Here is a 23506-nt window from a genome sequence, read left to right as displayed (position 1 = left end):
TCCCGCCATGGGTCGCCATTTGCCAGCTTGGCCGAATCGAGATGCTCCTTCGCGCACGACTTTTATGAACGAAACTCCCTTTGAATTTCAGCGCCGGAGATTTGTCGGGAAATTTAGGAACTGCGTGGCAACCCGCCCGCATGAAGGGCAAAACCGAGATGAGCCGCCAAGTTCATATGGGATTGAAAGTAAGACCCTTCCGCAAACCCGTTCAGGTGTTCTCACGCGCGCTTGATGTTGGCGGCCAGCATTTGCCTGAGGTCGTCGATCTGGGCTGGCGTGAGGACACGCTTGGGCAGCATGTTGAACAGGCGCGGTCCCTGGAAGAGGAGGATTACCTTGCTGTCCTCGGTCCATTTGAGGTAGTCGGCCCAGGGGATGTTCCATTCGCCCTGCTCTGCGGTGCTCTTGAAGCCACCGTCCGACCATGAAACCCTCATCGGATGCTGAAGGGTTTTCTGGTTTGCGTAAGCCTTGCGGGCAAACACGGTAGCAGCGAAGAAATATTGATAGAACGGTATCGCGATCACAACCGCCACACAGATGTAGAAGAATGCCGCGTAAGGCTCAACACGAAGTCGCAGCGCCGGTACGAAGAACGAGCCGAGCAGCAGCGCAACGAATATCAGCCAGCAAACGAGCGGCCGGAGTGACGTTGCACTTTTCAGGATGAACAGCTTGTTGGCCGCGACATAGTCGTCGGCGGTCAAGGTGAGGGTAACGCTGCGGTTCGTATCGCTCATTGCCTGCCTGGTAAGGGTCTGTTTCAGCTCTTTAACAGCAAACGTTTGTGACGTGGAAAAGCAACGACTGCGACGGGCGAAAAATCAGGATTTCGACGACATCTGGTGGATAAGGAGGTGCTGAACGGGCTGCCGATGAACAAACTCGGCCTCCACGCACAACAGCGGGCTATTATCATGCCGGTCAGAACAAGGAGAAGATCATCATGCCGGCGAAGGCTATGAGCAATACGATGTAAAACGGACGGAAGAGATAGAAGCGCTGCCAATTCGTGAGGCCGAGAGCATTGATATGAACACGCTCATCAAGCTTCAGATTGTCCACGCCGCTGTCGACGGAAAAATCACCGCCGTTGCTCTTATAAAATCGGTACTCCCTGACCTGCGTGACAATTTGGTGAGCCGCCAGAAAAATGACCGCCAAAAACGCTGCTGAAAAAAGCAAGATTTCCAATAACAGCAAAACTGGAAGACTCCTCTTTAATTCCCGGGGCAGGAATAAATAGCAGCCAGCGTCTCTATGACCAATGGCGATGCACTCCCTTTGAGACGCTTTGGCGTGACGCTTCGAAGACGCGCGTAAATCCGGTCTGTCAGCCCATGGCGAGAACCGATCAGTCCATCGCCTCGTTCGATATCTCGATGAGGTTCTTCTCCTGGAACAGGCCATGGCCGGGCTGAAACAGCACCAATTGCGGCCAGGTAAATCCTGTCGTCTTGCTCACGAAGACCGGCGGCTTTCCCTTGCGTCGCACGCGACGAGCCGGGAAAGCGGCTCGCGGCCACTGGTTCGGATGAAGCGAAAATGACCGCTCGACAGGGGCCCGGGCAGGGTTCGCAGTCGAAAAGCCATGACTGCCGCGGCCGTCACTGTATAGTAACGTCCGATATACGGTTCATTCATTGTTTAAAAATTGGGGGTCTAAAAATCGCAAAGGCTTTTTCAGCCGACGAAGCCGAAAACCACGGCGCTCACGAAGATGAAGGCACCGGCAAAGAGCACGGTGCTGACGAGCGCCTGACGCTCCGCCCGGCGGGCACGGCGCGAGCCGAAGGTTGCGTAAGTCGCACGGCTGTCGAGTTTCATATCGCGCATTGCCACCGTCCTTTGCTCGAGCGTCTGCTTATCGCAGGTTGGCCAAGAAGAGCGCTTCACTCCGCTCCGGAGATATTTCTATAGGATCCCTATAAGATTGGTAGGGTATTTTTTCTCATTTTGGCCGCAATCGTAAATTCGCGTTTCTCCCTTCTTCCGGCGATGACTTGCCACAGTGGGTGACGGGTTGCAGGGCAAGGCGTTCTGGGCCATAAATCCCGCCCCACCTGTCGGAGGCAGCCGTCATTGCGAGTGTTGCGGGCCGTGCGTGAATGTCACGCCACGACGCCTCCCCTGCGCTCCTCCCGCCCCGACAGCACCGGACACGACTGCGGACCGACCAAAAAGGAGAACGCATCATGGGCGCAACGGGACACCTTGGCACAGCCTGGCGCAAGCGCGACTATCACCGCCAGTGGCTCTGGCGGGAGGCAAACCGCCTGTTCGATTTCTTCCAGAACCGGGCCTTCAATCCGCTCGGCGGCTTTCACGAACTCGACGTCGACGGTCGCCCGCTCAATGCCGGCAACCCGGTGCGCGGCATTCATTCCACCGCCCGCATGGTCCATTGCTTTGCGATCGGCAGCCTGCTTGGCCGCCCCGGCTCCGACGAGATCGTTGACCACGGCATGAAATTCCTCTGGGAAAAGCACCGCGACCACGAGCGCGGCGGCTATCATTGGTCGCTCGACAATGCCGGCCTGCTGGATGCCACCAAGCAGGGCTACGGCCACGCCTTCGTTCTGCTGGCCGCCTCGAGCGCCAAGCTTGCCGGCCACCCCGATGCCGACCGCATGATCGCCGACGTGACCGAGGTTCTGGACAAGCACTTCTGGGAAGACCGTCACGGCGCCATCGCGGAGGAATTCGAGGCCGATTGGACGCCGGTTGCCGGCTATCGCGGCCAGAACTCGAATATGCACCTCACCGAGGCCCTCATGGCGGCATACGAGGCGACCGGCGAGCGTTTCTATCTCGACCGCGCCGAGAGCATCGCCGACCTCATCATCCGCCGCCGTGCCGCCGAGAGCGGTTTCCGCGTGGGAGAACATTTCGACGAGAACTGGGTGCTGGATCGCGATTACCGCGGTAACGAGATGTTCCGTCCCTCCGGCACCACGCCGGGCCACTGGCTGGAATGGACCCGCCTGGTGCTCCAGCTCTATGCACTCGGCGGCCGCAAGCATGCCTGGATGCCGGACGCGGCGAAGGCCTTGTTCGACCAGTCCATCGCATTGGGCTGGGATACGGAAAAGGGCGGCTTCTACTACACGCTTGATTGGGACGACGTCCCGGCCAAGCGCAACAAGCTCTGGTGGCCCATGGCCGAGGGCGTGGGCGCCGCAGCGTTTCTGTGCGAACATCTGCCCGATGAGAAGCATGAACTCTGGTATCGGCGTATCTGGGGCTCGATTTCCCGCCATTTCCTCGACAACGAGCGCGGTGGTTGGCACGAAGAGCTCACGGAAGACCTCACGCCGAGCTACACGCTGTTTGCGGGCAAGAGCGATATCTATCACGCCCTCCAGGCCTGCCTCATCCCGCTCTATCCGGCAACCGGCAGCCTGACGCGCGGCATCATCGAAGCGGGCCAGCGCTGACATCTGCTACCGCGCCGAGACCGTCGGGATCCGAAACGCCGCCGCTCCGGCGGCGTTTTACGATGTGGTGTTCCCGGCATCATGCGCGCACGACGACGCAGGATCGCCAAGGGAACGATAGCGACGGCGCTTTCCTCGGCCCGGAAGCCGGCTCGGCTTTTAACGACATCCTCCAGGCCGCAATCGTCTCCATGCCGGCCGTCGTCGCCGGCGAAGGATTTTTCTCCCGCAGACCCTTTCGTAAAATAGATTGTCTACTGATTTTATAGAAATCCTGAAAGGCTACGCTTTCCGCCAACAGGGAGCACCGCCATGGGGATCATCGAACAGCAGCCGATCGACTACACCGTTCATCCGCGCGTCAACTCCAGCGATCCGGTCCCGCCGCGGCCGCGGCCACAGACGCCGGCCCATATCATCACAAGCGATGCCGAAGCTATTGAGATTGCTCAGCGACTGGCTGCGGAGTTTACCACCGGCGCGGCACTGCGCGACCGTGAAGGCCTGCTTCCTCTCGCCGAAATCGACGCCTATTCCCAGAGCGGCCTGTGGGGCATCAACGTGCCCAAGGCCTATGGCGGGGCGGGCGTTTCCTACCGTACCCTCGCCCGCGTGATCGCCATCATCGCGGCGGCGGACTCCTCCATCGCACAGATCACCCAGAACCATCTCTCCATCAATGGCCATATCGATCTCGACGGCACGGAAGCGCAGAAACGCGAATTCTTCGGCTGGGTCCTCTCCGGCCTACGTTTCGGTAACGCCTTTTCGGAGCTGAACAGCAAGAATGTCGGCACCTTCGAGACGCGGGTGGCGTTCGATGGAGACGAGGCCGTCGTGAACGGCGAGAAGTTCTACACGACGGGCGCCCTGCTCTCCCATATCATTCCCGTCGTTGCCCTGGACGCTGACGAAAAAAGCTACCTCGTCTTCGTCGACAGGGAGGCGCCCGGCATCACCGTCACGAACAACTGGTCGAGCTTCGGCCAGCGCACGACGGCATCCGGCTCGGTCAGGATCGAGAATGTGCGCGTGCCGAAAAGCCGCGCGCTGCCTGTCCTCGCCTTCGATCGGCCGACAGTGGCCGGCCCGGTTTCGCAGATCATCCAGGCGGCCATCGATGCCGGCATTGCGCGCGGCGCCATCGATGACGCGATTGCCTTCATCAAGACGCAGAGCCGTCCGTGGATCGACAGCGGCAAGGAAACCGCGGGCGAGGACCCCTTCACCATCGCCGCCATCGGCGATCTGAAGATCAGGCTGCATGCCGCCGAAGCGCTGCTCGATATCGCGGGCGAAGCTATCGATGCCGGTCTGGCAAACGCCACGGAAGACACCATCGCCGAGGCGACCGTGAAGACTGCGGAGGCCAAGGTGCTCACGACCGAGATCGCCATCCTCGCCACGAACAAGCTCTTCGAGTTGGCCGGCACGCGCTCCACCCTTGCCAAGCACAATCTCGACCGCCACTGGCGCAACGCGCGGGCGCACACCCTGCACGACCCCGTGCGATGGAAGTTCTTCCACGTCGGTAATTACTACCTGAACGACCTCAACCCACCGCGCCACGCGTGGAGCTAAGAACCGAAAGGTTGCCCGCCGTAAACTGAGGAGGGCCGCCATACGCTGAGTACGACATGCGGCGGCAAAGTTCTCGCCAACGAGATGGCCCGCGAGCCTGGCGGGCCATCGTTCGACCATTTACTGCGGGATCAAGCGCGACACGTTCCGTGATCGTGAACTGTCCGATTACGACGGGCATTGCACATGAGAGCCCTCCTCCCATAACAGAACTTGCCTCCGTGACAGAATGACGGGTTGCGGACGGCGGGGCCCGCTCGTATCTGATTGTCTCTCGATGCGCGTTCGTCCGGGGAGGAATCAGGTGGGTCTGTCGCAGAATCTCGTTCGCCGGCTGGAAAATCCGGCCTTGTTCCGGGCTATTGCCGATGGCGCGGGTGCGGCGACGTTCGAGGTGTTCAACCCGTCCACCGGCGAGGTCCTTGCCACGCTTCCCGATATGGGCGCGGAAGAGACGCGGGCGGCCATCGAACGCGCCGCCGTCGCGCAGACCGAATGGGCAGCCCAGACCGCGCGCGAGCGCTCCGACACGCTCTGGCGGTGGCACCAGCTCATCGTGCAACACACCGACGATCTCGCCATCATCCTGACGGCCGAGATGGGCAAGCCGCTCGCGGAGGCGAAATCCGAGGTGTCGCACGCCGCCGCCTATCTGCAATGGTACGCCGAAGAGGCCAACCGCATCTACGGCGAGACGATCTCCGCCCCTTCCCGCGACCGGCGCATGATGGTCATCAAGCAGCCCATCGGTGTCGTGGGCGCCATCACGCCCTGGAATTTTCCGGCATCGATGGTGGCACGCAAGATTTCGCCGGCGCTTGCGGCGGGCTGCACGGTCGTCCTGAAGCCCGCCGAGCAGACGCCGCTCGTCGCCGGCGCCATGTTCGCGCTGGCCGAGAAGGCCGGGTTCCCCGAAGGCGTGGTCAACCTCATCTACGCATCGGAAGGCGATGCTGTCGGTCGAGAGCTTTGCAGCCATCCGAAGGTGCGCAAGATCAGCTTCACCGGTTCGACGGAGGTGGGTCGGCTGCTGATGCGGCAATGTTCCGACCAGGTGAAGAAGCTCAGCCTGGAACTCGGCGGCAACGCACCTTTCATCGTTTTCGATGATGCGGATGTCGATGCTGCGGTGGATGGCGCCATCCAGGCGAAGTTCCGCAATGCCGGCCAGACCTGCGTTTCGGCCAATCGGCTCTATGTGCAGGCCGGCGTCCATGACGAATTCGCGCGGAAGTTCACCGAGCGCGTCGGCACGCTGTCGGTCGGCGACGGGTTCGATCCGGCCGTTTCCATCGGTCCGTTGATCGACGACCGCGCGCTCGCCAAGATCGAGGCCCATGTCGCCGACGCCGTGGCCAAGGGCGGCAGCATTCATTGCGGTGGCCGGCGCTACGAGGGTGCCGGCACCTTCTTCGCGCCGACGGTCCTGACGGACGTCACGCGCGACATGCGCGTCGCCCAGGAGGAGACCTTCGGGCCGCTTGCCCCGATCATCCGTTTCGAGGATGCGGATGCTGTCGTGCGGGAGGCGAACGACACGATCTACGGGCTCGCCGCCTACTTCTACGCTTCGAATCTCAGCCGCGTCTGGCGCGTCGCCGAAGCGCTGGAATACGGCATGGTCGGCATCAATACCGGGCGCATGTCCTCCGAAGCCGCCCCCTTCGGCGGCGTCAAGCAATCCGGCATGGGTCGTGAAGGCTCCCGCCACGGGCTGGAGGATTATCTCGAGATGAAGTATCTCTGCATGGGCGGGATCTGACGGGACGGGAACAGCGAGCGCCCTGCCCCGTTTTCTTCCGATCGCGGAACCGGCATCCGTAATGATGTCGGCGTTCCCTACGCATGAGACCGATAAAATGCTGGTTGCACGATGGAGGCCGGCATGATGGCCCGGCGCTGCCGGCATCGGATTGGCGCTGAAAACCATCGAAAAGAATCTATACAGTATCTATAGAATGTGATTTTTTACCCGCTTGAGCCTGTGCGACCTGAAACCACCTTCGGCAAGGAGCAGACGACATGGGTACGATTTCGTCGACGCTCGACCATCCCTCGCGCACTGCTGCCGTTATCGGCACGGAGGACGAGGCCTTAACGATCATCCGCACGCTCGCGGGTGTCTTCGGCGGCACCGCGGGCGCGCCCGGCACGGCCGAGCTGCGGCTGGAACTGCTTTCGCGCTCCGGCCTCTTCGGCATATCCGTGCCCACCGACAATGGTGGCATCGATGTTTCCAATACGGTGCTGGCGACGATCTGTTGCGAGGCTGCGGTGCGCTCCGCCCCGCTCGCCGATATTCTGGCCGCCCATTTCGTCGGGCTTGAATCTCTGCGCAGCCACGGAACCGAGGGCCAGCGCAAGACCGTGTTCGCCGCCGCTCTCGCGGGCGCGCGTGTCGCTCGCGGCGCCGCACGGTCGGGCGAAGCCCTGCCGATCCAGTCGAATGGGGTTGCCTTGCGCTTTGGTGGCGAGGTCTTCTGCACCCCCTGTGCCCGCCATGCCGATTGGATGCTGCTGCCGGTGCAGACCGGCGGACGGACGGGGAAACTCCTGTTGCCCGTTCGCTCCGAAGGCGTGCATTTCGTCGCGAATACCTGCGAACCTGCGCCGGGAGCCGCACAGGCGGCCGAACATGTGCTGTTGAAGGATGTCGCGGTGGAGCCGGACTTCCTGCTTCAGGCCTCAGGAGATGCGGTGCCCGTGGCCGTTCCCCGCTCGCTCGGCCTGCTTCTGGAGGCGGCGTGCCGGCTCGGCGCCGCGCGGGGCGTCCTGGAACGGCTTCTGGATGCGGGTGATGCAGACCCTCTCGCGGTCGGGCTGTTCACGGCCCGCCTTGCCGCTACCGAAGCGATCATCGCGGATGCAGGGCGCGCGATCGACGCGGCGCAGATCGGCCTTGCCGATCAACATCGCATCAATGCGTTCCAGGCATCCGCGTCCGCGCTGGCTTCTGCGCAGGCGGTGGCGCATGACGCTGCATCAGCCGGTCGCGAGCCGCCGGCCGATATCCCCCTCACCGCGCAGGTGATGGAAGCGCTGGCCGAAAGCGGACGGATCACGATCGATGCGCACAGGAGCGGCGGGGCGCGGGACGTTTAGGCGCAGATCCGGCGGGCGCGATCAGCCCACCAGTTGCTCGCGCCCGTCTTCGTCCTCGATGATTGCCGCAGCACCCGGCACGGCGACGAACTGTTCCAGCGTCATCGTGTCGAGGATCGAGGCGATGGCATCGCGCACATCCGTCATGGCCCGGCGGACCTGACAGGTCTCCGGATCGGCACAGTCCTCGCAGGCCTCATAGGCCGTGCGGCTGGCACAGCGAATGGGCGCCAGCGGGCCGTCGAGCACGCGGATGGCGTGGCCGATGCGGATCTCGGACGCGGGATGGGAGAGCGAATAACCGCCGCCCGGGCCCTTCTTGGAGCGCAGCATGCCGGCATTGCGCAGTTCCAGAAGGATCGTGTCGAGGAATTTCTTCGGGATATTGTTGCGCAGGGCGATTTCGCTGACGAAAGCCGTTTCGCCCGGTTGAAGCCGTGCGAGGTCCACCAGGGCCTTCAGACCGTATTTTCCCTTTTTCGTCAGCATTCTTGCCTGCTTTCCATCAGCATCTATGCGTCGCGTGCCACACGTTTGCGCACGCCGCGTTTCCTCGTCTTCTTCGGGAAGATCGACCGATTCCCCTTTGACGGGTGATTCTGGCCCATTCTAGGCACCGAAGTGCGAAAAACATATAAAAACGGTATAATTTATTTACGGCATCGCCCGCAAGGAAATTGCTGCTTCTGTCAAGCCCTTAGGTCGTTTTCGTTCGACCCGTGCCCATTCGGCACCATCTCGGGCGATTTCTCCTTGCCGATACGGCGCCCGGCCTGCCATTGCGCGGCCGATAGCGCCGCTCGACCCGGTTTTCGCGGTGCGCGTGCAAAACGCAAAACCAATCGCGGACAGCCACCAAGATTGAGGCGAAAATTTCTCTACTAAAATTATTGATTATGTAGCTTTGAATAACCGGCCCGCAGACAGGGCGACGGCAATTTGAGGAGAGGACCATGACCATTACCCGCAGGACCCTGCTGGCCGCCACCGCCGCCGTTGCAATGGCGGCGTCGTTCAGCACCGCCCGCGCCGCCGATGTGACGCTGAATATCGGCTACCAGCCGATCGTCGAGCCGTCGCGCGTTCCGCAGGCCGACGGCACGTACGAGAAGGCGACGGGCGCCAAGATCAACTGGCAGAAGTTCGATGGCGGCGCCGATGTCATCGCGGCGATCGCTTCCGGCTCGCTCGATATCGGCTATGTCGGTTCGTCGCCGCTCGCGGCGGCGGCAAGCCGCGAACTGCCCATCGAGGCGATCTTCGTCGTCGGCCTGATCAGCGAAGCCGAGGCGCTGGCCGTCAAGTCGGTCGAGAAGCCGGAAGACCTCGTCGGCAAGAAGATCGCGACGCCCTTCGTTTCCACCGCGCATTACAGCCTCCTGACCGCGCTCAAGCATTGGAATGTCGATCCGAAGTCGGTCGAGATCCTCAATCTGCGCCCGCCGGAAATCGCAGCCGCCTGGGAGCGTGGCGACATCGAGGGTGCCTATGTCTGGGATCCGGTACTGGCGCAGCTGAAGAAGAGCGGCAAGGTGCTCGCGACCTCGGCGGATGTCGCCGAATGGGGCGGGCCGACTTTCGACGCCTGGATCGTCAGCAAGAAATTCGCCGAGGAACATCCCGATGTCGTGACGGCCTTCGTCAAGGTGACGGGCGATGCGACCGCGGCCTATCGCGCCAACCCGGATGCCTGGAACGCGACGTCGCCTGAAGCGGAAAAGATCGCCCGCCTCACCGGTGCCAAGCAGGATGAGGTGCCGGCCCTGCTCAAGGGGTACATCTTCCCGACGCTCGAAGAGCAAGCCGGCGAACCGCTCCTGGGCGGCGGCACGGTGAAGGCCGTTTCGGATACGTCCGCCTTCCTGCTCGAACAGGGCAAGATTCCGGCGGCACTCTCGGACTACACGCCCTACGTCTCCACCCGCTGGGTGACGGATGCGGCAAAGCTCGTCAACTGACGCGCGACGATCCTGCGGCGGAGATGGCCCGGTCGCGCGAAAGCGCCGCCGGGCCATCGGCTGAACCCTTTACCTTCCGGAGGCCTCATGAGCATCCTGACATTCCGCAACGTGTCGCTTCGTTATCCGCCGCAGCCGGGCCGCAAGGGCGCGGGTGAAAAGCGTGTCCTCGACGGCATCAACCTGCAGGTCGCCTCCGATGAACTCGTGGCCGTCATCGGCCGCTCGGGCTCCGGCAAGACAAGCCTGCTCAACCTCGCCGCCGGCTTCCTGGCACCGAGCACCGGCACGATCACCGTGGATGGCGCGCCGGTGCGCGGGCCCGGCGCGGACCGCGCGGTCGTCTTCCAGGACGATGCACTCTATCCCTGGCTCGATGCGCGCGACAATGTCGCCTTTCCTCTCAAGCTCAAGGGTGTGCCGCTCGGCGAGCGGCGCGCGCGTGCACAGGCGCTGCTCGATCGTGTCGGCCTCGCAGATGCCGGCGACCGGAATATCTGGGAACTGTCTGGCGGCATGCGCCAGCGCGTCGGTATCGCGCGCGCGCTCGCGGCCGAACCGCGCTTCCTGCTGCTGGACGAACCGCTCGGCGCGCTCGATGCCCTCACCCGCACGCGCATGCAGGAATTCCTGCTGCGCATCAAGGCGGAAAGCGGCGCGGGTGCGCTTCTGATCACGCACAGCATCGAGGAGGCGCTGCTGCTCGGCACGCGCGTCGTCGTTCTCTCTCCCAATCCGGGTCGTCTCACCGCCGAGATCGAGGCCGGCTTCAATGCCGAGGTGCGCGCAGGCGCCTCCGTGGCAGCCGTGAAGGCCTCGCCGATCTTCAAGCGCATGCATGCCGGGCTGACCGGCCTGATCCATTCCGGTGACGACGAGGAGCTCGCGGCATGACATTCTCCACCGACATCGAAACGCTCGCCCCCGCGGCCGACACCGCAACCGACGAGAAGGCCGCCGGCCGCCCCATTCCCGTGGCCCTTATCTCCGCGGTCACGGTCGCGGCAATCATCGGCGCGTGGGCTGTTGCAGCCTCCTACGCGCTCGTATCGCCCGTGTTCCTGCCCTCCCCCCGGCAGGTCGTCGTGGCGCTTTACAATCTCGTCGTGACGGGCTTCGTCGATGCGACGCTCGCCGAACATGTCGGCGCCAGCCTCTCCCGGATCTTCGGCGCGCTGATCGCGTCGATCCTGATCGGCATTCCGGCCGGCATCGCCATCGGCACGAGCCGCGTCGGGCGCGGCATTCTCGATCCCATCGTGGAATTCCTGCGCCCGCTGCCGCCGCTCGCCTATCTTCCGCTCATCATCATCTGGGTCGGCATCGGCGAGGCGTCGAAGATCACGGTGATTGCGCTCTCCATGCTGCCGTCGATCATTCTTTCGACGTCCGCCGGCGTACGCTCCGTCTCGAAGGATCACGTCAACGCGGCGCGCTCGCTTGGCGCCACCCGGCGGCAGGTGCTGGCCGAAGTCGTCCTTCCAAGCGCCGTGCCATCGATCCTGACGGGCGTGCGCATCGCGCTCGGGGCTGGCTGGACGACGCTGGTTGCGGCGGAACTCGTCGCCGCGACGAGCGGCATCGGCTTCATGATCCAGTCGGCCGCGCAGTTTCTCGTCACCGATATCGTGATTGCCGGCATCGTCGTCATCGCCCTGATCGCGATCCTGCTGGAGTTCCTCGCGCGGCTGATCGAGCGCCGGCTTGTGCCGTGGGCGGCGCATCGCTGATGCTCAGTTGAGCATCAGCCCCGTATTCGACACGGCCGCCGAAAACAGGCGGCCGTCTTTCGTTGCGGCGAAGGCCGCGCGTTCCTTCAGAAGTTCGAGAAAGTCGTAGCCCGCGGCCCAGCGGCCAAATCCGCTCGCGATGTTGATGTGGCCCGCTCCGCCGATATCGATGAGATCGCTGCCCCAGTTGTCCGCCGTCTTCTTGAGCCGGGCGACCGGCATATAGGGATCGTTCAGGCTGCCGACGACAAGCGAGGGAAACGGCAGCCGCGCTGTCGGCATCGCGCCGAACCGGATGATACACGGATGCATCGTTTCCGTCGTATCGAGGTCGCAGGGTGCGACGAGCAGCGCGCCGCGGATGCGCGAGGCGATGGGGCTTTGTGCCAGATGTGCCGCCAGCACGCAGCCGAGGCTGTGGGCGACCAGCCAGACGTCGTGGCCCACCCGCTCGATATCCTCTTCCACGCGGCTGAGCCAACTCTGCCGCTCCGGGCAGGTCCAGTCATATTGCTCGACGACACGGCTTTGCGGATTGTCACGCACCCAGTGGCGCTGCCAGTGGGCCTCGGGCGAACCGTTGAGGCCGGGCAGGATAAGTGTGTCGAGCGGAATATCGATCGAGCGCATCGCGCAATCTCCTTCGCAAATCGGAATGCTTGCGATGATGCGCGCGAAGGCTGCGGAAGATAAGAAAGTCCCTCCTATAGTCCTGCAAATCCATAGAATTTCCTTGCAGAAGCTTGGGCCGCGAACGGCAAAACCCCGGGCGTTTAACCCGGGGCGTGCCAGGAGCGCTGCCGATCAGCTGTGCGTGATCTTCGTGCCGAGCACGTTCAGGCACTCGCGCATGAAGGCGGCGAGGCCCGTCCAGCCCTTGGCCGAGACCATGTTGCCGTCGACATAGGCCTCGGTGGGCTTCACGTCGATATAGATGCCGCCGACGGCCGTCACTTCGGGCTCGCAGGCGCCGAGGCCGGCGACCTTCCTGCCCTTCAGCACGCCGGGCACGGCCATCAGGATCTGCACGCCGTGGCAGATGGTGAAGATCGGCTTTCCGCTCTCGTGGAAATGGCGCACCATGTCCTGCACGCGCTTGTCGGTGCGGATATATTCCGGGCCGCGGCCACCGGCGGCGTAGACGGCGTCATATTCCTCGACGCGGACTTCGGAAAAGGTCTTGTTGATGTCGGCGTAGTGGCCGAGCTTTTCGGTATAGGTCTGGTCGCCTTCGAAATCGTGCAGCGAGGTCTTGATGCGGTCGCCGGCCCTCTTGTCCGGGCACACGACATGCACCGTGTGGCCGACAGCCTCCATCCCCTGCTGGTAGACGTAGATTTCGTATTCCTCGGTGAATTCGCCGGTCAGCATGAGGATTTTCTTGCCGCTCATGTCTTGTCTCCTTGTCTCATGGTTGTCGTGATGTGCCCGGCTGAAGCCGGGCACGGTCTGCGATCAGAACGGGGATGCGGGGAAGTAGAACTGGTCCGCATTTTCCGGGGTGATGAGCGGCGCGCCAAGCAGGAAGGAGCCGCGCACTGGTGCCTGGCCTGCAAACTGGGCAGCCGTCATGTAGATGGCCGACTTGATCATCGACGGCGGATAGGGCGTGGAGATCGGCGTGCGCTCGTTCTTCTCCTTCACCATCTCGATGACCTGCTTCATGCCGTTGCCGCCAAGCGCATACTTGATGTCCTTGCGGCCGGCATTGTCGACGGCCTCGAGCACGCCGAGCAGCATGTCGTCGTCATTGGCCCAGACGGCGTCGATCTTCGGATATTTCGCCAGATAGTCCTGCATCAGCTTGAAGGCTTCGTCCTGGTTCCAGTTGGCATACTGGATGTCGAGGATCTTGATGTTGGACTTGGCGATGACATCCGAGAAGCCCTTGATGCGCTCGTCGTCGATGACGGTCGGGATGCCGCGCAGCACGACGATCTGGCCTTCGCCGCCCAGCTTGTCGACGAGCCAGTGCGCGGTGTTGGCGCCAACGGCGATATTGTCGCCGGCAACATAGAGATCCTGCACCGCCGGGTCCGTCAGGCCGCGGTCGACGACCGAGATGAAGGTCCCCTTCTGCTTGATCTGCTCGACCGGCCCCGTCAGTTCCTCCGACGTGAAGGGCAGGATGACGAGCGCATCGAGCTTGCGGCTCGCCGAAAGATCCTCCAGCGCGGAAACCTGCGCGGTCGCCGAGGACGCCGTGGACAGGACGACGTCGATGTTCGGGAACGCGGCCTCGATTTCCTTTTCGGCCTGCTCGGCGTGATAGACCACGCCGCCCGTCCAGCCGTGCGTTGCGGCCGGAATGGACACGGCGATCGTCACCTTCTCCTCCGCCTGGGCGCTGGCGAGCGGCAGGGCGATGGCCAGGGCGGCCGTTGACAGCAAGAGTGCTGCTTTCTGCATGATAGACTTCATTTTCTCCTCCTTTTGAAGTCAATGCCGGTCTCGACCGAGGGCCGGGATCAGCGGTTGGCGGTAAAGCGGTGCGCCAGCATGGCGATGATGATGATCGCGCCCTGAACGGCGGCGACGAGATATTCCGAGACCATGTCCGACAGCACCATGACATTGGCGATGACCTCGAGGATCAGCGCGCCGGCGACGGTGCCGCCGATGCGTCCGCGTCCGCCGCGCAGCAGCGTGCCGCCGATGACGACTGCGGTGATGACCTGCAGTTCCCACAGCTGTCCCGTCGTGGGGGTCGCGGCGCCAAGTCGCGGCACGTAGCAGATGGCGGCGACGGCCACGCAGACGCCCTGGATGACATAGGCCATGGTGCGCACGGCAGCGACATTGACGCCGGAAAAGCGCGCGACCTCGACATTCGAACCCGCCGACGTGAGGCGCCGGCCGAACTTCGTCTTGTAGAGCAGGAAGGCGCCGACGAGCACGACGACGAAGGTGATCAGCACCGGATAGGGAATGCCGAACAGGCTGCCGAAATAGACCGGGCGATAGGCCTCGCGCAGGCTGCGGTCGATCGGCAGCGAGCCGCCGTCCGTCATGAAGGTGATGAAGGCGCGGAAGATGCCCATGGTGCCGAGCGTCACGATGAAGGGCTCGATGCGCCCGACCGTCACGATCAGCCCGTTGAAGAGCCCGCACAGCGAGCCGACGACCAGGGCGACCCCAGCCCCCATCGGGATGGCCCAGGCGCCGAAGTTGGGCGCAAGATGGTTCATCACCATGATCATGATGCCGGTAACGAAGGCCATCATGGAGCCGACCGACAGGTCCAGCCCGCCCGAGGAGATCACGAAGGTCGCCCCGACAGCAATGATGGCGATGAACGCGCTGCGCGTGATGACGTTGATCAGGTTGGCCGACGAGACGAAATTGGAATTCACCAGCGCGCCGAAGAGCACGATCAGCGCAAGGGCGATGAACGGCGCCAGATCGGCCCAGCGGATGCGGGCGGCGTCGTCAGCCGGCGGGATTGTTATGGTCGCTGCGGTGGTCATGGTCTTCCTCCCCGCCGTCCGCACCGCCACCCGTCGTGGCCGCATAGACGACATTCTCCTCATTGATGTCATTGCCGCGAAGCTCGGCGACGATCCGCCCGGCCCGCATCACCAGCACCCGGTCGGCGAGGCCGACCAGTTCGGGCATTTCCGACGAGATGACGATGCAGGCCTTGCCGGCGCGCACCATCGCGTCGATGAAGTCGTAGATCTGGCTCTTGTTGCCGATGTCGATGCCGCGGGTCGGCTCGTCGATGATGACCACCGAAGGATCCGCCATCATGACTTTGGCCAGCAGAAGCTTCTGCTGGTTGCCGCCGGAAAGCTTTCCGGCCTCCAGGCGCAGCGAGCGCACCCGGATGTCATAATCGGCCACCGCCTTTTCCAGCCGCACGACTTCCGCCCGCTTGTCGAGAACGGCGCCCGGATTGACGGAATCGAGCGCCTGGAGCGTCAGGTTGGGGCCGAGCTTCTCCTCCAGAAGAAGGCCCTTTCCCTTTCGGTCCTCGGTCAGGTAGACGAGCCCGGCTTCCATCAGCGTGCGCACCGACCGGCCGGCGATCTCCTTGCCATTCACGGTCACGCGCGCCGCCTGCGAAGGGCGAAGCCCCATCAGGCCTTCGATCAGTTCCGTGCGTCCTGCCCCGATCATGCCGCCGATGCCGAGCACCTCGCCCGGACGCACGTCGAAGGATACCGTCTCGGAGCCGTGATCGACGGCAAGACCGGTCACGGTCAGGATCGGCTCGGCCGTGGCTTGCGGCCGCTTGTGCGGATAGAGCATGTCCAGCTCGCGTCCGACCATCAGCTCCGCCATCTCGCGCTGGCCAAGGCCGGCGGCAGGCCAGGTGCCGATCATCCGCCCGTCGCGCAGCACGGTGATGCGGTCGGCCAGCGCCTGCACCTCGTCGAGGCGGTGCGAGATGTAGAGCACGGCGACGCCATGGTCGCGCAGGCTGCGCACGATGTCGAGCAGCGCCGCCACTTCGTCATTCGCCAGCACGGCCGTCGGCTCGTCGAGGATCACGACCTTGCGCTCGTCCAGCAGGGCGCGGGCGATCTGCACGAGCTGGCGCTGGGCAAGCGGCAGGTCGCAGACGCGGTCGCGCGGACGCGCAGTCGAGCCCACCCTTGCCAGGAGTTCGGCGGTGCGCCGGTTCATCGACCGATCGTCGACCATCAGGCCGCGGCCGACCTCCCGGCCGAGAAAGAGGTTTTCGGCGACGGTCAGGTCGGCGGCCAGCAGGATTTCCTGGTGAACCAGCACGATGCCGGCGTCCTCGGCCTCCACCGCATTGCGGAACGCGACCGGCCTGCCGTCCAGGAAGAGGCTGCCTTCGGTTGGCGCCACATGGCCGGAAAGAAGCTTCATCAACGTCGACTTGCCGGCGCCGTTCTCGCCGATGATCGCGTGCACCTCGCCGGGGCGGATATCGAGTGTGACATCCGACAGCACGGTGATCTGGCCATAGGTCTTGCCAAGCCCCTCGGCGCCGAGGGCGGCGGCCGTGCCTGCGGGCGCCATGGCCAGCTGTGGGGTGACGACCGCGTTCATTCGAAGGCCGACAACAGGCGGTCGCGCGAACGCTCGATATGGACGCGCATGGCATCGTATGCCGCCTGCGGCTCGCCGGAGCGGAAGGCGGCGAGCAGGTTCTCGTGTTCTTCAAGAGCCTCCTGCGTGACGCGGGTGTGGAACATCAGCCGGAAGATATGCAGGTGGACATGCTGGTTCGACAGCGTGCTGCGGATGATCTCGTTGCCGGCGATCTTGAGAATGGCGTCGTGGAACTGTGCATCGGCGCGGGCGAAGCGGGAATAACGGGTGTTGCGGTCGACCGGCGTCTCGCCATGACCCATATCGGCGGCGGAGGTCTCCAGCTGCGACAGCGCCTCAGGCGTCATGTTGATGACCGCAAGCCGCGCCGCCTCCGGCTCGACCAGAAGGCGGAAGACGTAAAGGTCCTCGAACTGCTTGCGCGTCCACTGCGGGGCAGCGCTGTAGCCGACGAGATGTTCCTTGCGGACCAGCCCCTCGCGCTCCAGACGGCTCAGCGCTTCACGGATCGGTGTCTGCGATACGCCGAGGTCCCGGGAGAGCACGTCGATCGGAATGCGCGCTCCCGGCGCGATCTCCAGCGACATCAGGCGATGGTAGATACTGTCGTAAACACCTTCCACGACGCTGATGGGGCGAATAACCGGCGCCTTGCCTTCCCGCTCCGCTGCAATTGCCACGTTTGCTCTCCGACTGCTTATTGACATGCGATCTTTTGTTGCAAATAAGATATCCTATGTCAAATACAATATCGTATATGATCCGATATAGGATATGAAATGCAGGTGATGCCCGATCAACTCCGTAGGCTGGCGACGGCGCTGCTCGAAAGCCGGGGCGTGGAGCCTCGGGCCGCAGCGCTCCAGGCCGACCTTCTGGTCGAGGCGGAGTTGCGCGGCCTGCCCTCGCACGGACTGCAACGCCTGCCCCTTTTGCTGTCACGCCTTGAGAAGGGACTGGCGGACGGGCGCGCGCAGGGGGCCTTCAAATGGTCGCGGCAGGCCTTTCTCGATGTGGATGGCGAGCGCGGCCTTGGTCCCGTCGTGCTGATGAATGCGATGCAGCGCCTGAGGCAGAACCTGCCCGAAACGGGGATAGCGGCGGCGGCCATTCGCAACGCCAACCATATCGGCATGCTCGCCTATTATGCAGAGACCGCCGCGCGCGAAGGGCTGATCGCGATCGTGATGTCCACGAGCGAAGCCCTCGTCCATCCCTTCGGCGGCACCGAGGCCGTGCTCGGCACGAACCCGGTTGCGATCGGTATTCCCGCGGGCGAGCGACCGTTCGTGCTGGACCTCGCGACCAGCGTCGTTTCCATGGGCAAGATTCGCAACCATGCGCTGCGCGGCGTGCCGATCCCGCCAGGTTGGGCCGTCGATGCGCACGGGAAGCCGACCGAGGATCCCCTCGCCGCGCAGAGCGGCGCCATCGCGCCGTTCGGCGATGCGAAGGGTTATGGTCTTGGCCTCGCCATCGAGCTTCTTGTGGCGGCGCTTGCCGGTTCGGCCCTGTCGCCTGACGTGCACGGCACGCTCGATGACGCTCACGCCGCCAACAAGGGCGACCTTCTCGTCCTCATCGACCCCGCGGCCGGCAAGGGCGCGGCCCCCGCGCTGACCGCCTATCTCGACAGCCTGCGGCTCTCCCGCCCGCTCGATCCTGCAAGACCCGTCGCCGTTCCCGGCGATGGCGCGCGCAGCCGCCGGGCCGCCGCGATGGCCGAGGGCATTACCCTGCCGCAACCGCTTTTCGAACAGCTTATGGCCCTTGAGGCCGCCTGAATTCACTGGAGGAGACACGGAATGAACCTATTCGGCACATTGAGGGCGCCGCGCGAACTGCTCTTCGGGGCCGGCCAGCGCCACGCGCTCGGCAGCGTCGCGGCCACGCTCGGCCGGCGCGCGCTGGTCGTCACGGATACCCGCCTTGCGGCGGACGCCGATTTCCGTGCGCTGGTCGGCCAGTTGGAGGCCGCAGGCCTTGCCGTGCTCATCGACAGCTCCACCCTGCCGGACGTTCCCGTCGAGCAGGCCGTCGCGAGCGCCGAGAATGCGCGGATATTCCGGCCTGATCTCGTCATCGGCATCGGCGGCGGCTCCTGCCTGGACATGGCGAAATGCGTGGCGCTTCTTCTTGCGCATGGCGGACGCCCGCAGGACTACTACGGCGAACACACGGTTCCCGGGCCGGTGCTGCCGCTGATCGCCATTCCCACCACCGCCGGTACGGGGTCCGAGGTGACGCCGGTCGCGGTGCTGTCGGACAGCGAGCGCAGCCTGAAGGTCGGCATTTCCAGCCCCCATCTCATTCCGACCGTATCGATCTGCGACCCCGAACTGACCCTTTCCTGCCCGCCCGGTTTGACGGCGATTGCCGGCGCGGACGCCCTGACCCACGCCATCGAGGCCTTCACGGCCATCCGGCGCGATCCCGTGCCCGGCCTTGCGCTGCAGCGGGTCTTCGTCGGCAAGAATGCGCTGTCGGATCATTTTGCGCTGAGCGCCATACGCCTCCTGTGGCAGGGGCTTGAAGCGGCCTGCAAGGACGGCGCCGATCAGGCCGCGCGCGAAAAGGTCATGCTCGGTGCGACGCTTGCGGGGCTTGCCTTCGGCGTGGCCGGCACGGCTGCGGCCCATGCCATCCAGTATCCCGTCGGCGCGCTCACACACACCGCTCACGGCCTCGGCGTCGCCTGCCTCATGCCCTATGTCATGACCTGGAACCAGCCGGCCATCGGGCCGGAACTTGCCGAGATCGCCGACGCCGCGGGTCTCGACGGCCCCGAGGACGTCATTCCTGCGCTTGCCGCGCTGTTCGAACGGATCGGCATTCCCGTCACGCTTCGCGATCTTGGCCTGGCCGAAGACCGCATCGACTGGGTGGCCGAGCAGAGTTCCGGTATCGCCCGCCTCATCCAGAACAATCCCCGCCCGCTGAACCCGCAGGAAATGCGCTCCCTCGTCGCCGCCGCGCATGGCGGCGACCGCGCCAGCCTGATCTGATCTGATCTGAAAGGACAAGCCATGACGTTCCACGCCAAAGTTTCCGGCTATGCCGATCCCGCACTCCACGCCCAGGGCCTCTATATCGGCGGCAGCTGGGTCAAGGGCGACGGGATAAAGGTTCTCGACCCCTCGACCGGAAACCTGCTCGCCGAGGTAGCCGACGCGTCCATCGACGATGCCCGCCGTGCCGTCGACGCGGCCGAGGCGGCTGCCGCAGGCTGGCGCGCCACCCCGGCCCGCCAGCGCGCCGAAATCCTGCGCCGCTGGTTCCAGCTGATGACGCAGCACGCCGAGGAGCTGGCCACACTGATCTCGCTCGAAAACGGCAAGGCGCTGCCCGATGCACGCGGCGAAGTGGCCTATGCGGCTGAGTTTTTCCGCTGGTATGCCGAGGAGGCCGTGCGTATTCCGGGCGAATATCGTCATACGCCGTCCGGCTCGCACAATATCCTCGTCGATCACGAGCCGATCGGCATTGCGGTCCTCATCACGCCGTGGAACTTCCCTGCCGCCATGGCGACGCGCAAGATCGGCCCGGCGCTTGCCGCGGGCTGCACCGTCATCCTCAAGCCCGCCTCCGAGACACCGCTCACCGCCTATGCCATGGCGCGCCTCGGCGAGGAAGCAGGGGTGCCGCCCGGTGTCGTCAACGTGCTGACCACGACCAATCCGGGCGGCGTGACGAACGCCATGCTCGCCGATCCGCGCGTGCGCAAACTCTCCTTCACCGGCTCCACGGGCGTTGGCCGTACGCTTCTGGCCGAGGCCGCCAAGTCGGTCGTCAGCTGCTCGATGGAGCTTGGCGGCAACGCGCCGTTTCTCGTCTTCGACGACGCGGATCTCGAAGCCGCACTCGACGGCGCGATGATCGCGAAAATGCGCAATGCCGGGGAAGCCTGCACCGCCGCCAACCGCTTCTATGTGCAATCGGGCATCCACGACGCCTTCGTCGCCGGCCTGACGGCCCGCATGGCGGCGCTCAGGATCGGTCCCGGCTACGATCCGGAGACGCAATGCGGTCCGATGATCACGACGAATGCCGTGCGCAAGATCGACCGCCTCGTTTCCGACGCTGTGGCCGCAGGCGCCCGCGTCACGACGGGCGGCAAGCCGCTTGGCGAAAACGGCTATTTCTATCCGCCGACGGTTCTTGAAAACGTGCCCGTCGACGCAGCCATTGCGCGCGAGGAAATCTTCGGCCCCATCGCGCCCGTCTACAAGTTCGACACCGACGACGAGGCGGTTCGCCTTGCCAATGACACCGAGTATGGTCTGGCCGCCTATATCTATTCCGGAGACCTGAAGCGGGCGCTCAAGGTCGGCAAGCGCCTCGAAAGCGGCATGCTGGGCATCAACAGGGGGCTGATGTCTGACCCGGCAGCACCCTTCGGGGGCGTGAAGCAGAGCGGTCTCGGCCGTGAAGGCGGCGTTACCGGTATTCTGGAATTCATGGAGGCGAAGTATTACGCCGTCGAGTACTGACGCGGGGGAGCGAAGAGGATGACGTCACAGGACCTTTACCGGATTCGCGATTTCGTGCCGGATTTCGACGCGATCGCGGCCGAATTCGCCGCGCGCAGCCGGGCGTTTTCGGCTCGTGCGGAGGTGCTGGCCGATCTGCGTTACGGCGCGCGGCCGCGCGAGGTGCTTGATGTCATCCTGCCGGAGCGCCCGAAGGCCGGTGCGCCGATGCACGTCTTCGTCCATGGTGGGTACTGGCGCTCCGGCGAGAAGGAGAACTATCGCTTCGTTGCCGCACCGGTCCTGGCCGCCGGCGGTGTCGCGGCCCTCGTCGAATATGATCTCATGCCCGGCGAGCGGCTTGATGTGCTCGTCGGCCAGGTGCGGCGTTCCGTGCTCTGGCTTCAGGAGCACGCACGCGATTTTGGCGCCGATCCCACGCGGCTCACCGTCAGCGGCCATTCGGCGGGCGCCCATCTCGCCTCGTTCCTTGCCGCGACGGGCCTCGACGAAAAAGACCCGCCACCGCTTCCTGCCCTGAAGGGACTTTTCCTGCTCAGCGGCATCTATGACCTCTCTGGAATTCCCGGCAGCTTCCTGCGCGACGAGGCGAGGATGACACCCGCGGAGGCGGCGGCGTGGTCGCCTTTTACCGCCGCCCAGCATGCCTGCCCCCTGCGTGTGATCGCTTTCGGCGCGGAGGAAACGACGCCCTTCCTTGAGCCCGCATCGGCACTGCAATCCCGATTGAACGCGCAGGGCGAGGCTGCCCAGCTTCTCCCGCTGCCCGGCCTCAACCACATGTCGGTCGTGCTGGACCTGGCAAACCCGCTCGGCATCGCCGGCGGCCGCATCGCGGATATGGTCGCGTCGAGCTGACGCGATCCGGGCGGAAAGCGAAGCCGCGCCGCCCTGTCTCTTCCCCTCCATTTGCCAAAGCTGCAAATGTTGCCGGCATTTTCGCCCGGAAAATTCCCGCAAACGCAATTTTGCACGCCGCATTCGCGCAGGCAGGATGAATCTTCCTGGAAAAATCACCGATAAAAGTAGCAAATTCAATCGGTTGGATATTCTTTCCGTCAATGCCTCGTCACGGGATTGACAAGGTTCCGGCGCCCATGATGCCATGCTAGCAACATATGTGAAATAATATCACTTATGTTGCTCTCTGGGAGAGAGGGCGATTTTCGGTTCTTTAGGGAGGAAACCAATGAACACGCGTCGTACATTTCTTGCCGGTCTCGCCGGCACCGTTTCGGTTCTCGCCGTCATGGCGCTTTCGCCTGCCGCCGCCCATGCCGAGGGCCTGAAGATCGGCTTCAGCCAGGTCACGCTTCAGTCGCCCTTCTATGTCCAGCTGAAGAACGGTGCGGAGGCCGCCGCCAAGGCATCCGGCGACACACTCGTCTTCCTCGACGCCAATGGCGACGTCAGCAAGCAGAACAACGATATCCAGGATCTGATCACCCAGGGTGTGAGCGCGATCATCATCAACCCCGTCAACCCGGAAGCCGTCGCCCCGTCGCTTGAGGCCGCCGCCGCTGCCGGCATTCCCGTCATCACCGTCGACCGTCCCGTCACCGGCGGCAAGGTCGCCGCCCATGTCGGCCGCGACAACAAGGCGATGGGCAAGCTGGTCGGAGAAGCCGTTATCGCGAAGCTGAAGGCCGATGGTGTCACCGGCGCCAAGGTCATCGAGATCCAGGGCGATGCCGGCGGTGCAGTCATGATGGACCGTCGCGATGGCTTCCATGCCGCGCTTGAAGGCTCCGGCCACACGATCGTCGAAGGCCCCTATGCGGAATATATCCGCGCCAACGCCGTGACCGCCATGCAGGACCTTCTTCAGGCCAATGCCGATGTGAAGGTGGTCTACGCCCATAACGACGACATGGCGCTCGGCGCCCTGCAGGTTCTCAAGGAAAACGGCCGCGACGACGTGCTGATCGCCGGCGTCGACGGCCTGTCCGAGGCGCTCGAGGCCATGGCCGACGGCAAGTACATCGCCACCGCGCTGAACGACCCGCAATATCTCGGCGACGTCACCATCCAGGTCGCACGCGAGGCTGCTGCCGGCAAGACGGTCCCCGCTTTCGTCGATGCAGGCACGGCCCTCGTGACGCCCGACAAGGTCGGCGAATACCCGCATAAGGAACTGTTTGCGGAATACCGTCCGCAGGTTCTCGACAAATAACTCCCAG

General features: G+C 64.0%; 22 protein-coding genes and 1 pseudogene. 13 read left to right on the top strand and 10 right to left on the bottom strand.

Features of this window, described 5'->3' with window-relative positions; translation table 11 throughout:
- Positions 1-221: 221 nt before the first annotated feature.
- The 3 genes from GR158_RS11605 to GR158_RS11590 form a co-directional block, all read right to left on the bottom strand.
- Positions 222-743, bottom strand: coding sequence for a YcxB family protein (locus GR158_RS11605; RefSeq protein ID WP_160871200.1), 522 nt, complete (start codon positions 741-743; stop codon positions 222-224).
- Positions 744-927: 184 nt separating this feature from the next.
- Positions 928-1206 carry a hypothetical protein gene (locus tag GR158_RS11600; RefSeq protein WP_160871199.1) on the bottom strand — a complete coding sequence of 93 codons (279 nt, stop codon included), beginning with the start codon at positions 1204-1206 and terminating at the stop codon, positions 928-930.
- A 480-nt stretch (positions 1207-1686) separates the two neighbouring features.
- Positions 1687-1839, bottom strand: a complete 153-nt coding sequence (locus GR158_RS11590) for a hypothetical protein (protein WP_160871198.1) — start codon at positions 1837-1839, stop codon at positions 1687-1689.
- Positions 1840-2198: 359 nt separating this feature from the next.
- Between GR158_RS11590 and GR158_RS11585 the strand changes: the two genes are divergently transcribed.
- The 5 genes and pseudogenes from GR158_RS11585 (at position 2199) to GR158_RS11570 (ending at position 8123) form a co-directional block, all read left to right on the top strand.
- Positions 2199-3440: an AGE family epimerase/isomerase gene (locus GR158_RS11585; protein ID WP_160871197.1), complete on the top strand. Its 1242-nt coding sequence runs from the start codon at positions 2199-2201 to the stop codon at positions 3438-3440.
- Positions 3441-3752: 312 nt separating this feature from the next.
- On the top strand, positions 3753-5021 hold the full coding sequence (locus tag GR158_RS11580; protein ID WP_160871196.1) for an SfnB family sulfur acquisition oxidoreductase: 1269 nt from the start codon (positions 3753-3755) through the stop codon (positions 5019-5021).
- Between the two features lie 66 nt (positions 5022-5087).
- A pseudogene (locus tag GR158_RS25630) lies at positions 5088-5202 on the top strand (IS30 family transposase); the annotation flags it as partial.
- Between the two features lie 96 nt (positions 5203-5298).
- Positions 5299-6783: an NAD-dependent succinate-semialdehyde dehydrogenase gene (locus GR158_RS11575; RefSeq protein ID WP_134650387.1), complete on the top strand. Its 1485-nt coding sequence runs from the start codon at positions 5299-5301 to the stop codon at positions 6781-6783.
- Positions 6784-7043: 260 nt separating this feature from the next.
- Positions 7044-8123 (top strand): acyl-CoA dehydrogenase family protein, encoded by a 1080-nt coding sequence (locus GR158_RS11570; protein ID WP_160871195.1) that lies wholly within the window; start codon positions 7044-7046, stop codon positions 8121-8123.
- Between the two features lie 21 nt (positions 8124-8144).
- Here GR158_RS11570 and GR158_RS11565 read toward each other — a convergent pair whose 3' ends face one another.
- Positions 8145-8612, bottom strand: a complete 468-nt coding sequence (locus GR158_RS11565; RefSeq protein ID WP_134650389.1) for an Rrf2 family transcriptional regulator — start codon at positions 8610-8612, stop codon at positions 8145-8147.
- A 464-nt stretch (positions 8613-9076) separates the two neighbouring features.
- Here GR158_RS11565 and tauA point away from each other — a divergent pair, with 464 nt between their 5' ends.
- The 3 genes from tauA (at position 9077) to GR158_RS11550 (ending at position 11811) form a co-directional block, all read left to right on the top strand.
- Entirely contained in the window at positions 9077-10081 is a 1005-nt protein-coding gene (gene tauA, locus GR158_RS11560) for a taurine ABC transporter substrate-binding protein (protein ID WP_134650390.1), read from the top strand.
- 87 nt (positions 10082-10168) lie between these two features.
- Positions 10169-10975: a taurine ABC transporter ATP-binding protein gene (locus GR158_RS11555; RefSeq protein WP_134650391.1), complete on the top strand. Its 807-nt coding sequence runs from the start codon at positions 10169-10171 to the stop codon at positions 10973-10975.
- Entirely contained in the window at positions 10972-11811 is an 840-nt protein-coding gene (locus GR158_RS11550; protein WP_160871194.1) for an ABC transporter permease subunit, read from the top strand. The genes GR158_RS11555 and GR158_RS11550 overlap by 4 nt, the downstream gene beginning before the upstream one ends.
- A 3-nt stretch (positions 11812-11814) precedes the next feature.
- On the opposite strand, the gene GR158_RS11545 is transcribed toward GR158_RS11550, so the two are convergent.
- The 6 genes from GR158_RS11545 to GR158_RS11520 form a co-directional block, all read right to left on the bottom strand.
- A complete protein-coding gene (locus GR158_RS11545; protein ID WP_160871193.1) occupies positions 11815-12441 on the bottom strand; it encodes an alpha/beta hydrolase in 627 nt (208 codons plus the stop codon).
- Between the two features lie 174 nt (positions 12442-12615).
- Positions 12616-13203, bottom strand: coding sequence for a DJ-1/PfpI family protein (locus GR158_RS11540; protein WP_160871192.1), 588 nt, complete (start codon positions 13201-13203; stop codon positions 12616-12618).
- A 63-nt stretch (positions 13204-13266) separates the two neighbouring features.
- Positions 13267-14232, bottom strand: coding sequence for a substrate-binding domain-containing protein (locus GR158_RS11535; RefSeq protein WP_134650395.1), 966 nt, complete (start codon positions 14230-14232; stop codon positions 13267-13269).
- A 47-nt stretch (positions 14233-14279) separates the two neighbouring features.
- Positions 14280-15278, bottom strand: a complete 999-nt coding sequence (locus GR158_RS11530; RefSeq protein ID WP_134650396.1) for an ABC transporter permease — start codon at positions 15276-15278, stop codon at positions 14280-14282.
- Complete coding sequence (locus GR158_RS11525; protein WP_160871191.1) at positions 15241-16833, bottom strand: sugar ABC transporter ATP-binding protein; 1593 nt, start codon at positions 16831-16833, stop codon at positions 15241-15243. The genes GR158_RS11530 and GR158_RS11525 overlap by 38 nt, the downstream gene beginning before the upstream one ends.
- Complete coding sequence (locus tag GR158_RS11520; RefSeq protein ID WP_160871190.1) at positions 16830-17543, bottom strand: GntR family transcriptional regulator; 714 nt, start codon at positions 17541-17543, stop codon at positions 16830-16832. Before GR158_RS11520 ends, GR158_RS11525 begins: the two co-directional genes overlap by 4 nt.
- A 72-nt stretch (positions 17544-17615) precedes the next feature.
- On the opposite strand from GR158_RS11520, the gene GR158_RS11515 reads away from it, so the two are divergent.
- From GR158_RS11515 to GR158_RS11495, 5 genes are all read left to right on the top strand, one after another.
- A complete protein-coding gene (locus GR158_RS11515; protein ID WP_160871189.1) occupies positions 17616-18620 on the top strand; it encodes an Ldh family oxidoreductase in 1005 nt (334 codons plus the stop codon).
- Between the two features lie 21 nt (positions 18621-18641).
- A complete protein-coding gene (locus GR158_RS11510) occupies positions 18642-19841 on the top strand; it encodes an iron-containing alcohol dehydrogenase (RefSeq protein ID WP_160871188.1) in 1200 nt (399 codons plus the stop codon).
- A gap of 21 nt (positions 19842-19862) precedes the next feature.
- Positions 19863-21326, top strand: a complete 1464-nt coding sequence (locus GR158_RS11505) for an NAD-dependent succinate-semialdehyde dehydrogenase (protein WP_160871187.1) — start codon at positions 19863-19865, stop codon at positions 21324-21326.
- Between the two features lie 18 nt (positions 21327-21344).
- The gene (locus tag GR158_RS11500) at positions 21345-22184 is read left to right on the top strand and encodes an alpha/beta hydrolase (RefSeq protein WP_160871186.1); all 840 of its coding nucleotides are present in this window, start codon (positions 21345-21347) and stop codon (positions 22182-22184) included.
- A gap of 331 nt (positions 22185-22515) precedes the next feature.
- Positions 22516-23499 carry a substrate-binding domain-containing protein gene (locus GR158_RS11495; RefSeq protein ID WP_160871185.1) on the top strand — a complete coding sequence of 328 codons (984 nt, stop codon included), beginning with the start codon at positions 22516-22518 and terminating at the stop codon, positions 23497-23499.
- Positions 23500-23506 lie beyond the last annotated feature (7 nt).

It is taken from the genome of Shinella sp. AETb1-6 (assembly GCF_009826875.1).
GTDB lineage: Bacteria > Pseudomonadota > Alphaproteobacteria > Rhizobiales > Rhizobiaceae > Shinella > Shinella sumterensis.
Note: the sequence above shows the minus strand (reverse complement) of the source record. Positions and strands in the feature narration are given on the sequence as shown.

Bases quoted from the DNA above. Each gene is read 5' to 3' on its own strand.
- GR158_RS11550 (WP_160871194.1), top strand. From the start codon at position 10,972: ATGACATTCTCCACCGACATCGAAACGCTCGCCCCCGCGGCCGACACC.
- tauA (WP_134650390.1), top strand. From the start codon at position 9,077: ATGACCATTACCCGCAGGACCCTGCTGGCCGCCACCGCCGCCGTTGCA.
- GR158_RS11605 (WP_160871200.1), bottom strand. From the start codon at position 743: ATGAGCGATACGAACCGCAGCGTTACCCTCACCTTGACCGCCGACGAC.
- GR158_RS11555 (WP_134650391.1), top strand. From the start codon at position 10,169: ATGAGCATCCTGACATTCCGCAACGTGTCGCTTCGTTATCCGCCGCAG.
- GR158_RS11525 (WP_160871191.1), bottom strand. From the start codon at position 16,833: ATGAACGCGGTCGTCACCCCACAGCTGGCCATGGCGCCCGCAGGCACG.
- GR158_RS11540 (WP_160871192.1), bottom strand. From the start codon at position 13,203: ATGAGCGGCAAGAAAATCCTCATGCTGACCGGCGAATTCACCGAGGAA.
- GR158_RS11495 (WP_160871185.1), top strand. From the start codon at position 22,516: ATGAACACGCGTCGTACATTTCTTGCCGGTCTCGCCGGCACCGTTTCG.
- GR158_RS11520 (WP_160871190.1), bottom strand. From the start codon at position 17,543: ATGTCAATAAGCAGTCGGAGAGCAAACGTGGCAATTGCAGCGGAGCGG.
- GR158_RS11585 (WP_160871197.1), top strand. From the start codon at position 2,199: ATGGGCGCAACGGGACACCTTGGCACAGCCTGGCGCAAGCGCGACTAT.
- GR158_RS11510 (WP_160871188.1), top strand. From the start codon at position 18,642: ATGAACCTATTCGGCACATTGAGGGCGCCGCGCGAACTGCTCTTCGGG.
- GR158_RS11590 (WP_160871198.1), bottom strand. From the start codon at position 1,839: ATGCGCGATATGAAACTCGACAGCCGTGCGACTTACGCAACCTTCGGC.
- GR158_RS11500 (WP_160871186.1), top strand. From the start codon at position 21,345: ATGACGTCACAGGACCTTTACCGGATTCGCGATTTCGTGCCGGATTTC.
- GR158_RS11565 (WP_134650389.1), bottom strand. From the start codon at position 8,612: ATGCTGACGAAAAAGGGAAAATACGGTCTGAAGGCCCTGGTGGACCTC.
- GR158_RS11530 (WP_134650396.1), bottom strand. From the start codon at position 15,278: ATGACCACCGCAGCGACCATAACAATCCCGCCGGCTGACGACGCCGCC.
- GR158_RS11515 (WP_160871189.1), top strand. From the start codon at position 17,616: ATGCAGGTGATGCCCGATCAACTCCGTAGGCTGGCGACGGCGCTGCTC.
- GR158_RS11535 (WP_134650395.1), bottom strand. From the start codon at position 14,232: ATGAAGTCTATCATGCAGAAAGCAGCACTCTTGCTGTCAACGGCCGCC.
- GR158_RS11545 (WP_160871193.1), bottom strand. From the start codon at position 12,441: ATGCGCTCGATCGATATTCCGCTCGACACACTTATCCTGCCCGGCCTC.
- GR158_RS11580 (WP_160871196.1), top strand. From the start codon at position 3,753: ATGGGGATCATCGAACAGCAGCCGATCGACTACACCGTTCATCCGCGC.
- GR158_RS11570 (WP_160871195.1), top strand. From the start codon at position 7,044: ATGGGTACGATTTCGTCGACGCTCGACCATCCCTCGCGCACTGCTGCC.
- GR158_RS11505 (WP_160871187.1), top strand. From the start codon at position 19,863: ATGACGTTCCACGCCAAAGTTTCCGGCTATGCCGATCCCGCACTCCAC.
- GR158_RS11575 (WP_134650387.1), top strand. From the start codon at position 5,299: ATGCGCGTTCGTCCGGGGAGGAATCAGGTGGGTCTGTCGCAGAATCTC.